This is a genomic window from Candidatus Atribacteria bacterium, assembly GCA_011056645.1.
Taxonomy (GTDB): domain Bacteria; phylum Atribacterota; class Phoenicimicrobiia; order Phoenicimicrobiales; family Phoenicimicrobiaceae; genus Sediminicultor; species Sediminicultor quartus.
The window spans coordinates 1-12,249 of the sequence record DSEL01000042.1 but is presented as its reverse complement, the minus strand read 5'-3'; the positions used below and the strand labels follow the sequence as shown (position 1 = coordinate 12,249).

The 12,249-nt window shown below is 36.0% G+C and carries 13 protein-coding genes; 10 read left to right on the top strand and 3 right to left on the bottom strand.

The features are described from left to right. The first annotated feature begins 567 nt into the window (after positions 1-567). From ENO17_01660 to ENO17_01640, 5 genes are all read left to right on the top strand, one after another. On the top strand, positions 568-1,683 hold the full coding sequence (locus ENO17_01660; protein ID HER23752.1) for a hypothetical protein: 1,116 nt from the start codon (positions 568-570) through the stop codon (positions 1,681-1,683). A 245-nt stretch (positions 1,684-1,928) separates the two neighbouring features. Then, positions 1,929-2,981, top strand: coding sequence for a hypothetical protein (locus tag ENO17_01655; GenBank protein HER23751.1), 1,053 nt, complete (start codon positions 1,929-1,931; stop codon positions 2,979-2,981). A 117-nt stretch (positions 2,982-3,098) separates the two neighbouring features. Then, on the top strand, positions 3,099-3,713 hold the full coding sequence (locus tag ENO17_01650) for a hypothetical protein (GenBank protein ID HER23750.1): 615 nt from the start codon (positions 3,099-3,101) through the stop codon (positions 3,711-3,713). A gap of 871 nt (positions 3,714-4,584) precedes the next feature. Beyond that, entirely contained in the window at positions 4,585-5,415 is an 831-nt protein-coding gene (locus ENO17_01645) for an endonuclease VIII (protein ID HER23749.1), read from the top strand. Between the two features lie 43 nt (positions 5,416-5,458). Then, entirely contained in the window at positions 5,459-5,905 is a 447-nt protein-coding gene (locus tag ENO17_01640; GenBank protein ID HER23748.1) for a DUF3795 domain-containing protein, read from the top strand. A 172-nt stretch (positions 5,906-6,077) separates the two neighbouring features. On the opposite strand, the gene ENO17_01635 is transcribed toward ENO17_01640, so the two are convergent. The 3 genes from ENO17_01635 to ENO17_01625 form a co-directional block, all read right to left on the bottom strand. After that, positions 6,078-6,521, bottom strand: a complete 444-nt coding sequence (locus tag ENO17_01635; protein ID HER23747.1) for a DUF3795 domain-containing protein — start codon at positions 6,519-6,521, stop codon at positions 6,078-6,080. A gap of 14 nt (positions 6,522-6,535) precedes the next feature. Next, on the bottom strand, positions 6,536-6,841 hold the full coding sequence (locus tag ENO17_01630) for a hypothetical protein (GenBank protein ID HER23746.1): 306 nt from the start codon (positions 6,839-6,841) through the stop codon (positions 6,536-6,538). Positions 6,842-6,921: 80 nt separating this feature from the next. Continuing rightward, positions 6,922-7,617 carry a hypothetical protein gene (locus tag ENO17_01625; GenBank protein HER23745.1) on the bottom strand — a complete coding sequence of 232 codons (696 nt, stop codon included), beginning with the start codon at positions 7,615-7,617 and terminating at the stop codon, positions 6,922-6,924. Positions 7,618-8,144: 527 nt separating this feature from the next. On the opposite strand from ENO17_01625, the gene ENO17_01620 reads away from it, so the two are divergent. From ENO17_01620 to ENO17_01600, 5 genes are all read left to right on the top strand, one after another. Continuing rightward, entirely contained in the window at positions 8,145-9,734 is a 1,590-nt protein-coding gene (locus ENO17_01620; GenBank protein HER23744.1) for a hypothetical protein, read from the top strand. Positions 9,735-10,030: 296 nt separating this feature from the next. Then, complete coding sequence (locus ENO17_01615) at positions 10,031-10,438, top strand: hypothetical protein (GenBank protein ID HER23743.1); 408 nt, start codon at positions 10,031-10,033, stop codon at positions 10,436-10,438. Between the two features lie 85 nt (positions 10,439-10,523). Then, the gene (locus ENO17_01610) at positions 10,524-10,937 is read left to right on the top strand and encodes a DUF523 domain-containing protein (GenBank protein HER23742.1); all 414 of its coding nucleotides are present in this window, start codon (positions 10,524-10,526) and stop codon (positions 10,935-10,937) included. A gap of 274 nt (positions 10,938-11,211) precedes the next feature. Next, entirely contained in the window at positions 11,212-11,808 is a 597-nt protein-coding gene (locus tag ENO17_01605) for a DUF3795 domain-containing protein (GenBank protein ID HER23741.1), read from the top strand. Positions 11,809-12,001: 193 nt separating this feature from the next. After that, positions 12,002-12,249 (top strand): flavodoxin family protein (locus ENO17_01600; protein HER23740.1); only part of this gene is annotated, 248 nt, incomplete at its 3' end.

The following is a 12,249-nucleotide window of genomic DNA, read 5'->3' as shown; positions in this document are numbered from 1 at the left end:
TCCTAATGATGTAATTACTAATTTTAATGACAAAAAAAAGAAAATAAGGAAAAAAATTTATACTGTTTTCCCGAAAGTTAAAAGATGGGCTAATATTGCCACAATGATTTCAATTCCTATTTCAGTTGTTGGCGTAGCTACTGGCAATGCAATATTGACAGTTACAGGTCTTAGCCTAGCTGGTTTTTCAGAATTAAAAAAAGAGCAAATTAAATTACTAGAGAATAAGTATAGATGGGTTACTTTTTTGCCTTCGTTACTTGAAAATAAAAAAGGGGAATAGCAAGGGTCTATAATTAAGAAAAGCATTTCAAAGCTATAATTTTATAACTATAGAATAATCTAAAAACATCAGGAAATATAAGGGGTCAGCCTGTTGAGACCATACCCCATTTATTGCTTTCTAAAATTTATTATAAACGCTTAAAAGAAATTGATTCTGATTAAAAGATGAAATATTTTCTAGGATTGAAGAAACGACTAGGGTCAGCCTTTACAATTTCACATTTTCTTTTTCTGTTTTCGTTTTACATTTTGAGAAGTTGTAAAGTCTGACCCTAGGAATCCATGAATCTTACAGAAGTTCCTAATTTTCGAACATTTTATCGTAGAGGTGCAATTATGTCTAAGAATGATGCTGCTATTATTAAACGACTAAAAGAACTATGCAAAGGTGTTGACCAAAATATTAAAAAACTTCCCCTTAATGCAAATGATAAATATGCTCTATTTAGTGATTTGCATTTGGGGGATGGTGGAAAAGTAGACAATTTCGTTCACAATGAAGAAACGATGATATTTGCATTGAACTATTATAAAAATAATGGATACTCGATAATCTTTTTGGGAGACGTTGAAGAATTTTGGCAGTTTAATTTTATTAAAGTACGCGATAGATACGATAAAAATATATATAAACTTTTAAGAAGCTTTCCAAAAAACAAAGTTCATCGTATATTTGGGAATCACGATATGGAATGGAAACAGAATAGACTGTCCGATCCAATTATAAATAATGGAAACATACCAGATAGAATTCCTGAGAGGATTATGCTAGATGATTACATATTTCTAGTTCATGGTCACCAAGGAGATAATTTGTGTGATAGAAAAGCTTCACATAGTCGTATTTGGTCTCGTTCTTTTAAAATATTTGTGCCTATTGCGAGAATATTTGGTTATGAAAATTGTTCAGCTACAAAATCACAAATCCCAAAAGATCGTGAAAAATTATATTATAATTGGGCAAAGGATAATAATGTTATTCTTATTTGTGGACATACACATAATGCAATTTTTGCTTCTCGCTCGTATTATGTGTGGTTAAAAGAAAAAATTGAATTAAAGAAATCTGAAAAAAAACAATGTTCCACAGATAAAGAAAAGTTTAGGAAATTGTCTGAATATATCAATAAATTAAAAAAAGAGCTTCATTCAGAAGAAAGACGGGGAAGAGACATTTCTCCATTGGAAACAGAGGGAGTGCCCTTACCGTGTTATTTTAATACAGGATGTGGACTTTATAGTAAAGGGATAACGAACATTGAGATCGAAAGAGGAAAAATAAGGTTAATTAAATGGAAGAGTAATGATTCCTTGCTCTTAGAGAAACGAAAAAAAGAACTATGGGAAGAGGAAAGCTTATCTGAAATTAGAAAAAAAATAAATATAAAATCCGTATAAAATAATCAACATGTAAAATATGACAAAGAATCGTTGTGTCAGGTCAATAATTCGATAATTATCAACGGAAAACCTATGGGATCTAAGAGCTTTTTTAACCAGATGGTTGAGGCTTTAGGTATTATTATAGGTAAACGTCATAAAGAAAGACCTCGTAAAATGGAAAGCTAAACCATAGAAAAAAATAAAATCTTTATAGGTTGTCCCCATATATTTTATATACTTTACAAATGGAGGATGAATAATTGATAAATTCAGATGTGCGTTGGGCATGTTCAGCTCAGTTGGACCTGCTTGGATTTTCAAATCATCTCATGGTTGCAAATTGTGACATAAGAACTCAAACCGGAACACAAGCAATTGAAAGACTATCATCGTTAGAGAAAGCTATACGATTTTTTGAGAAAGAGAAGTCTAACTATCCTGATTTGTATCCGAGTGGACTAGAATACCTTCGTTTCAATGATGCCATATTTTTAGGCATAGATGTCAAATATTTAAATCCACCAACTGGTCGAACTAGCTTAACTGGTGGTTACTCACTAGACCAATTAAGAAAAAGATATCCACAAGAAGGCAAAACAACATTTGAAGGAACGACTGCAGAATCTGGAAGTAATGTTGCAAAGTTCCTTGGGTTGGTCTCAAGGATACACGAATACATAAATAAGTGTGAAGCAGAGAAAAGTTTTCCAGGATGCCGAACTGTAGTTGCTTCGGGTTTGCGTAAGTGTTTCAAAAACAGGAAAGGAATTGACGATTTCTTTTCTGCAAATTTTTCTATTTCAACAGCCTTTGAAGCAGGGAAAATGGGTAGTTCGGTTGGGTTGGAAGGCAACCACCTTTATGTTGAAGATGACATAGCGATGGCAATTTCCTACTGTGACCCTTGTTATGCTATCATGGGGTTTGCCAAGTTCTTTTACTCGGACTCGCCACAGCTTGACCCATACAATTACAATCAATTACAAGAAGGTTTAATCTCTCTTTCGCGTTATTCTTGGATTATTCCGGAGCCCATTTCATTAGATATCATGAAAAAACGTCATATCTTCAGACGCCTGAATCCAAAAGTTTTAACAAATCTTCAACTATTCAAGGACTATGAACGATTAGCAATGGAATCAAAAAAAGAAACCTTTGAAAAAAATATAAACATTTCCCTTTCCGCTCCTACACCGTCTCTCGTGGAAGTGAATAACGAGAAAATTATGGAAAAAAGAGGAATTAAATATCCTTTTTTATTTTTGAATTTCAGTTTGGATACCGATTACTCCAGTTTCTTTGGTCAAAAATAATGAAAATAAATAGTAGTACACTCCATTTTCTTTTTCTATTTTGGTGTGACATTTTGTGATTTTGTGAAGTCCATCCTCAAATTTTAAGATTAATAAATTAAAAAGGTGGTAATTTCAATGCCAGAAGAGAGTCTTTCATTTATCCATTATCTTATTGGAATTGGTGTGGCAATTATGGTCTTTCTGATACGAGAGCTAATAAATCATGCAAAGTATGGATTATTATTTCGAAAGCAATTAGTGTTAGATATAAAAATACTTGTGGAAAATTTCTATCAACATTTGCCCAAGCTATCAAAACAAACACAAGAAATTAGTGCTGCACTTGATGTTTTTCAATCTGGAAAAAAACCAGATATAAGCTTATTTCCTATTTGGTCTAATGAATTTAGCCTTATTGGCCAACTTTATCGGAATTCTTCATACTTGAATGTCGATGTTTTTCAAGAAGCTGTATCCTTCTATGATATTGATGGGAGAGTGAATGAAGAAAGGAAAGATTACAATGAAATGGTGAAGAAGATTTCTGAGAGCAATAAATATACAGATAGATCGATTAAATTTATAAAATGTTGTCTTACAACTATGAGTTCTGACTACTGTAGGTTAATTGAATGTGGATGTAAAGTTCTAATTTTAATTGTTCAGAAACATTCTTTTTTAAATGTTGATGTTTCTCTATATCGTAATAGATTATTAAAGACTTCAGAATATGAGAGTTCCAAAAAATAGAAATCTATGAACAGGGGATGTTTCAATTGTCATATTTTAATAGTTTTTTTATAATGTTATTTCATTATACCTAATCCCCTTGGAAAGAAGATGGAGAAAAATATTTTTATTGACATTACTTTTGCAAGATGACAAGAGAGGGTTGAACTAGCTCAGCAATTCAGTAACTTTTAAAAGAACAGGGGAGGGTTCACCGTTCCAATTTACTATCTTAAAACCCTTTATTTGTAAGGGGTTCAGACCCTCTTCAGGCATGCCCTAAAAACGCACGGAGAGTGCCTTTAAACGCACTTAAATTTTCGAAAAATCAGCAATTGTGACCCCCATTTTTAGCCTATTTTTACCTCTCCGAAATCCTAAAATCCTTATAAATAGCCACTTTCAGATTTTAAAGTGGTGGGATTTAGTTAAAAAAGTGCCATTTTTGAGGGGTAAAGTATCAGTTAAGGCAAAATATGCTCGTAGAAGCAATTCTCGTAACATTCTCTTGAAACCCTTATATTGCAAGGCTTTCAAGAAGATATTTTCCCACAGCTTTTACACATTTTCCCCATTTATAACTAAATATTATTAGTTTTAATCCCTCTGTTATTATGGCAGATTCTCCGCACTTGCATCTTGCAACTTTTTTCTCTAAAAAGAAGGATTTTTTAAAAATACGTAGAATAATTAATATAAAAAAATTCTTTATGTTAATAATCGTATAGGAGCAGGTCTTACAATATAACAAATAGGTAGCAGAATATATGGGCATGAATATAACGCAGTGAACAGGAAGATTTAACAAATGGTCTTCATTACGGTTAAAGCTCCGATATGCCAGGTGGATTATTAGAAGCCTATAGTATTTTAATCTGGAGGTGATAATACAATGATAGAAATACCCGAGAGCATAACTATCGCAAAGCAATTGAATGAAACAGTGTTTGGCAAAAAAATCTGCAAGGTCATCGCCAACGCTTCGCCACACAAGTTTGCGTTCTATCACGGTGACCCAGTGGATTATAGCGCACTCCTTGCCGGACAGGTCATCGGAGACAGTATCGGCATCGGCGCAATGATTGAGATCGCTGCCGGCGACCGCCGTATCGTCCTCGGCGATGGAGCAAACCTTCGTTATTATGATGATTCGAGCAAAACGCCGTCGAAGCATCAGCTTTTGCTTGAGTTTGACGACGGGAGTGCCCTTGTCTGTACGGTTCAGATGTATGGAGCGGTTTTAGCTTTTATAGAGGGAGCTTATAATAATAAATACCATCTCGTGGCAAAAGAAAAACCCCTGCCGCTAGCTGATGCTTTTGATAGGGTGTACTTTGATTCGCTGCGTACGGAAGGTTCGGACAAGCTCTCGGCCAAAGCATTTCTCGCTACGGAGCAGCGTATCCCCGGCCTGGGTAACGGCGTGCTGCAGGACATCCTCTTTCACACCGGCATCCATCCGAAGCGTAAAATGGGAACGATTAGTGAGATAGAATTTGGCAGGCTGTTCGATTCGGTAAAAGATACGCTTACGGAAATGACGAGGCTGGGAGGTCGCGACACCGAAAAGGATTTGTTCGGCAGCGTGGGTGGATACAGAAAGCTTCTCAGTAAAAACACGGTTGGAAAGCCATGTTCCGTCTGCGGCACGAATATAAAAAAAGCCGCTTATCTGGGCGGTGCGGTTTACTGGTGCCCTGCCTGTCAACCACTTGATGAATAACGGGAAAGTTGAATAATTTAAGAAAATAAGATGGCGGTTAAAGATGGACGAAAAGCTTATTGCTCCCTGTGGGATGAATTGTGGGGTATGTATCAGTTATCTGGCGATGAAAAATGATTTGAACCGGCAGGGATTTAAAAGATTTTATTGTGAGGGTTGTCTACCTCGCGGCAAAAATTGTCTTCATATGGGTAACCGTTGCGAAGCGCTTAGGAAAGGACTTGTTCGTTTTTGTTATGAGTGTGAAAATTTTCCCTGTACTCGGCTGAAAGCCCTCGATAAGCGATACCGTACCAAGTATCATATGAGCATGATAGAAAACCTCGAATTCATCAAAAAGCATGGTATCAAAAGATTCCTAGAAAAGGAAGAGGTAAAGTGGCGCTGCTCTGAATGTGGCGAGGTGATATACTGTCATAACGGACTGTGCTTGAATTGCGATCTCGATAAGCTGCGCCAGAATAAAAAGTACCGCTGGGGTGAGGAATAAATACTATTTATTTCTCATCTGAATTATAAAAGGGGGTATATAGTTACCGGCATAGATCTGTGTCAGAATCGATTCTGGCAAGGTCGGTGCAAAACTTGGGGTTTTTCAAGAAATAATCAATTAACCACAGAAGATTTCGAAATGTTGTTTATCGCCAGTTCCCTTCCAATCTTCAATACCTTGGCAATTTACTCCGCTCTGTATAAAAATTAACCACTCCAATTTCTTTCATGCGTTGATTGTTAGCGATCCATCGTTCTCTTATTTTCCTTTCGCACTGCTTGTCGCAAGGGAATTCCTCGCATTGAAAACAAAAATCCACTTTTTTATCTTTATGGCAGGTCTGGGCATGGCAATTAATCAGACATTTTACATTTTCGCTTCTGCATCCTCCGCATGATACCTGGGCAAATAGTTCCAGTAATTCTTTAAATTTACTATAGCTTTTAAAAGTAGGAATTATTGTTGACTTTAATTCCGCTAATCGATCGTAGCGTCCTAACAAATTCAATAGTTTTGTACTTAGTTCTTTTATTTCTCCGTCTTGATAATCTGCACACCGGCTACAATCCAGTCCGCATGGAGCAAGCTTCCGAACAACTTCATCATAGGTCATATCATTCAACTCCCTTATTTTATTTCTATTTTTATTATTTCAAGTTTTCTAGTTTTTGTATTAAACTTAGGTTCAAAACGTGCTACAAAACTTTCACCGTATAATACCGGTAATACATAGTAGCCGTATCTACGTTCGGAAATTGGTTTATATACTTCCCATATATATTCAAATCCAAAAATCTCTTTTATTAATTTTCTATCCCATAATAGATTATCTAAAGGAGCAATAAAAGAGGCTTGTGGTTTTACATCAATCCCATTTAACACCTCATGCAATAATGATATTTCTTCTTTCCGGATGTAGAAAGTATATAATATCCTTTACCTTAATTGGTAATATCTCACCTTTTTTTTAAGTCGCAGAAGAGCCTCAGTTCTTTCCTTGCTTTTCATCCAGTTTATACCAAGCCATGCTTCACTATAGCGTCCCTATAGTAATCCGACTGCTCCGATTCGCCTTTTACCTTCCACTCGAAATACTGTTCCAGTGTAGCATTAGGATCTGGCATAGACAGCAACTCAGGTGAAAGATATTTTTTGGTAAAGTCATAAACCTTTCTTGTACCTACTTTATGATGAATAATTAATTCTCCCCAAAAGTACATGCTCTCCAAGGCTGTGCGAGCTGCCCTGGTAGGTGCCCAAGGCCAATCTACTTTATGGTTAAATTTCAAGTCGATAGATGACAAAGGTCCGTTCTGCTCAAGGGCATTTCTTACTTCTGGAAAAATTTTACTGATAAAATTAGATTCACCACCATGCCGCTGGTATGCTTTTTCACGATATCTGCTAAAATATGGCCAATCTTTAACATCATAGACAGCCATATTCTTATCCCATCCATCCAATAATTTTCTTTCGGAATATAAAAGTTCCTGTAGATATTCTGGTTTGAAATTTTCAATTCGAGACTGAAGGACAAGGTATGAATTGTACCCCACTACATTAAGCGGATCAAATTGGATACAGCCGACCCGGCGCATGTATTCAAGTATGCCTTCTTTTCCCAGAAGTGTTCGTGCAGGTATAATTTTTTGGTGTATAAGCATAAATTGGCGTGCTTGCTTTTTAGTTATCTTCATATGAGGATACATTTAGACATTTCTTCGTCCCTTGTTGTTTATTTTACTATTTTTAATCATTATTCAACACTTTGAAATAAATTCAATGGTATTTTACAATATTTCATTAAGACTATTCGGATAAATTTTTGGGATCTATAATTAAAAAGTATTAGTTTTTTCAATTTTTCTATACTTTGATATCAATACGACAAAAGATTTAAAAATCCTTCTTTTTTAGAAATATTTTAAAAAAGAAGGATTTTTAAAGCCTTTTATTGTATTAATAAAGGTAATAAAATTATTTTCTCAAGGATAGTAAGATGAAAAAAATCAAATGTCTTTTACTTAGATCATTATTCATGATGATTGTTTTTTATGGCATTCTTTTTTTGTTTCCTTTTTCTGCGGTTGCCCAGGAGGGATCTTATTTCCAAGAACAAGATGAACTTGAAGCAAATGTGAATATAGAAATTTCCTGGAACAAGCACGATGAGCAGAATGGTAACCTGGAAGAAGCAGGCTCCCTATCCGCATCGGTCAGCGGCAATCTGGTTTTGATGGAAAATCGTAGTGGAGTAACCTTATTTTATCCTGATGAAAGCGGCATGCAGGCAAAGGCAAACTATCAAAATATAACGACGGATAAAAAAACAGGCGAAGTTTATTATACTGCTCAAGGTTCGGGAAGTGTACCAATCCTTTCACTTCAATCCATAACCGATCCCCAAAAACAGGGGCATCTGGAATGGATGGGCTTTACCGGGCCGGCGGGTGTGGCACATGCCATGCAACTTTCCGGGCAAGTTGATCCAGTGGCCTTAATGCAGGCTATGGCAGGAAACCAGAAGATGGATCACTATACCTTTTATTTTACTGTACCTGTTCATACTGTTATTACCGATAAAGATGGCAAGAAAACTGAAGGCTCGGTAGTAATTCATTTTGGGCTGAATGGCAGTGAATTAAAATCGGGATCGAATAGAGGTCATATATCCTGGACATCAGAAGAATTGGAATATGGTTTCCAATACCAGAGTTTTATGGGTATCAAGTATGAGCCGCCAGAATCAGGTGATGTTAAGTATAAAGCAAGCTGGTATTTTGGCGAACCGCCTCCTGCTATTGAAATCCATAGAGAAGTCAATGGAAAATGGATAGATATTACTAATGAGACGGTTCCGGTTGTCGTAGGAGAAAAAATAAAAATTCGTGGCATAATTATACCAGAGGATAAAGACCCTGGAGGCGGGAAATGGACTTTGGATGGACAAGGCCAGACAGCAGATGGGTCGGGTCAGAATTATATCAAACGTTATGAAGCGCATTTTCGCGAAGGAGGTCGAGTGCTTCCCCTAGAAAAATTTGACACACCGGAACTGGAATTTTACTGGGTGGACGGAGGAACCGGCGAAGCACAGTACACCATACATTCCAATGGAGACGAAATTTCAGCCTGGACTAATTTTGAAATTCAAAAACCCAACTATAAGGTTATCATTACTGCTTCTCAAAAAAATAATATCGGTAATCCCAACCGTGGAGAAAAATTGGAAGAAAGTAATTGTTTGGGGAAGGGTGCATATGATTCTGCTCAACCGACTGATTGGTTTTTGCAATATCAAGGAATTCATTTCAAGGCAGAGAATTTGGATCAAGCGACAATTGAAGGGGAAGAACAATGGGTTCAGATTCTTGAAGAAGAATCTTGTTTTTGGAAATACGATGATGATAACATCGTACGCAGCCTGATTACGGAAGCGCTGGATGTGTGCTACCCTTACGAAAGCGGTTCCCGGGCAATGGATGCTCCCGCAATCAAACTTGGAAATAGTAAGGAAGAACCTTTGCAGCAAGTACGTAAAGACGGCGTTACGATAGAGCTGAGAGTCGCTCGGAAAACCCAGAAGAATCGCATGTACCTTATGTTTAAATCGGCTCTCCCGGAAAGTGAGTGGGTTCCTCTTAAAGTCGTTAACTGGACCTGGAATGGCCAGTCAGATTACAATGAATCCGAAGGATGGAAGGACTTTACATATCTACATCCAGATGGTGTCATTGAGCCGGACGAACCGGTCGCCATGGACACAGCGCAATACCCCGAGTGGGAAAAGAATGCAGGTGATGACAGTGCATACCAAATGCAATAAAGAGTTATTGTCTAATAATACTACTAAAAGAGGTACTTAATGATGAAAATTATTCAACAAATCTTCATAAAAAGGTGGAAGTCTATTCCGGAAGAGTACGAAAAGAAAAAGCTGCCAAAAAAGTTGACATTTTATCTATAACAGGGTAAAAATACCATGCAAAACAGAATGGAGAGTAAGCATGAAAATAAATTTGATTGAGATAAAGATAAATTCTTAAGAAAATGAAAACTAATTCAATTTAGAGTGCCCACAAATAGGGGACGGTTTTCGCTTGGTGAGGAGTGAAGCGATTCATGGAAACAAAGAAGAAAATCCAATTCATCCGGGTTATTCTATTGAGCAACGGAGTTGTTGATTTATTTGCAGCAATAGCTCTCTGCTTCCCTGTGTTTAAGATTGCCTTGCCCGGATATGCCTCTTATACCAATCAATTCGCCTTTATTGCTGGTGGATGGGGGATCGCCGCCTTTACCTTTGGGATTGGCAGAATCTGGGCTTCCCATAAATTTGAATTTTATTGGTTTATGGTGATCTTGGGCTTATTAGAAGGAGTTATTCTTTCTTTGTATTCTCTGATCAATGTCTTTTTCCTGGAAATCAGTTTATTACAAGCCATGTTTCCCTTATCAGTGGGAAGTGTATATGGGGTTTTGTATTTGATTTCACTACTATTCCTGTTGCCTTTGGAAAAATCCAACTAGTTAAAAAGGAAAGTAATTGATGGTATTATTGGAAAAACTACAGATAGAAAAATTTATTTAGGCGGTATTGTGGAGGATCACGAATATGAAGTTATGCAGCGCTTGTTTATTGGGAATCAATTGCCGATACGATGGAAAAATCATCCCCAACGATGAAGTTATCCGTTTAGTCAAAAAAGAAATACTGATTCCTATTTGTCCGGAACAGTTGGGTGGCTTATCAACTCCTAGAGAACCTGCAGAGCAAAAAGGAGAAAAGGTCATAACCATATCGGGAGTCGATGTAACTCGTAATTTTATAAAAGGAGCAGAGCAGGTTTTAACATTGGCTCAGCTTTATGGTATTAAAGAAGCAATCTTAAAACAAGAAAGTCCATCCTGTGGTTGTGGCAGGATTTATAATGGGATATTTTCTAACCGACTCATTCAGGGTGATGGAGTGACAACTATCTTATTGAAAAAGAATAAAATTAAAGTTATAACAGAGCAAGACCTATGAAATAAAATGCCCGGGGATGGTTGTATAGCATATAGGTTCAAGTCTTGCAATATTACGAAGTTAGTAAATACAATTCTTTCCTTAACAAAATGGAAACACATCTTAGTATCTCCGATAATTAATAATTTAGTTTTAAATTAGATAAATAATACGCTTTTAGCGGAAGACTTATAGGATTTAAGGAGTTTTTTAAATATAGGGTTGAGGCTTTTGGCTTTTTAAATTCTTAGTTGTTTATATGAAATTCCGAATCACAACTTAAGGAGGTGAATAGATGGGACAAACAAAACCTGATTCAGAAAAATACCCAATAAAGAAATATCCAACCATTAGCGTATGCGGTCTGGATTGTGGTTTATGCCCAAGATACTACACTATAGGGCTATCGAGATGTCCGGGATGTGCTGGTCCTGATTTCTTCAATAAGCACCCATCTTGTTCTTTTATTACTTGCTGCGTCAAGAAAAAGAATCTGGAAGTCTGTGCCGAGTGTTCAGAATTTCCCTGTTCTAAATTCAAGAGTAATGAAGAATATCAGCAATTGAAAGAGTCTTCTTCTTATCCGCCATATAAAAAAGTTCTGCCAAATTTGAATTTCATCAAAGAACATGGCATTAAAAAATTTATAGAACAGCAGAAAAAGAAAATGAAATTACTGGAAACCATGATGGATAATTTTGATGAGGGCAGATCCAGAAGTTTTTTCTGTAAAAAAGTAGCCTTACTCGATTTAGCCAGTTTAGGAAGTGCATTAGATGAAGCTACCCAGAAAATCAAAATAGACCATATCAAACCGGATGATATTAAAATCAAAGCCAAAATTCTTAAGCGCATCCTCAATGAGATTGCGCTTAAAGAAGGGATAGATTGAACTAAGAAAAATCATAAAATCTTTTTAATATTTTTATTGAAAATATTTGACAATAATTTCTAAAATGTTTATATTATATTATTATTGAATTAAAGAGGTTCATAGGGAAAAAATAAAGAAAACTAAGGAAGAGCGATTTAAACATATTACTTTTTCAAGAATACAAAAAAATATTTGAAGGCGGGCTACATTTATGAAAGTTACTGCATTTATTGGTAGCGCAAGGAAGAAGCATACTTATAATACTACTGAACTTTTACTGCAAAAACTAAGATTACTTGGAGATATAGAATATGAAATAGTTCAGTTAAGTGATTATAACTTGGGAACCTGTAAAGGCTGCATATTGTGTATGGATAAAGGTGAAGAATTATGTCCATTAAAAGACGATAGAGATAAACTAATTGAAAAAATTATAAATTCAGACGGTGTAATTTTCGC

Coding starts and splice junctions, on each gene's coding strand:
- ENO17_01605 (HER23741.1), top strand. CDS start 11,212: ATGGGACAAACAAAACCTGATTCAGAAAAATACCCAATAAAGAAATAT.
- ENO17_01660 (HER23752.1), top strand. CDS start 568: ATGAATCTTACAGAAGTTCCTAATTTTCGAACATTTTATCGTAGAGGT.
- ENO17_01645 (HER23749.1), top strand. CDS start 4,585: ATGATAGAAATACCCGAGAGCATAACTATCGCAAAGCAATTGAATGAA.
- ENO17_01640 (HER23748.1), top strand. CDS start 5,459: ATGGACGAAAAGCTTATTGCTCCCTGTGGGATGAATTGTGGGGTATGT.
- ENO17_01625 (HER23745.1), bottom strand. CDS start 7,617: ATGTATCCTCATATGAAGATAACTAAAAAGCAAGCACGCCAATTTATG.
- ENO17_01635 (HER23747.1), bottom strand. CDS start 6,521: ATGACCTATGATGAAGTTGTTCGGAAGCTTGCTCCATGCGGACTGGAT.
- ENO17_01615 (HER23743.1), top strand. CDS start 10,031: ATGGAAACAAAGAAGAAAATCCAATTCATCCGGGTTATTCTATTGAGC.
- ENO17_01650 (HER23750.1), top strand. CDS start 3,099: ATGCCAGAAGAGAGTCTTTCATTTATCCATTATCTTATTGGAATTGGT.
- ENO17_01610 (HER23742.1), top strand. CDS start 10,524: ATGAAGTTATGCAGCGCTTGTTTATTGGGAATCAATTGCCGATACGAT.
- ENO17_01620 (HER23744.1), top strand. CDS start 8,145: ATGGAAAATCGTAGTGGAGTAACCTTATTTTATCCTGATGAAAGCGGC.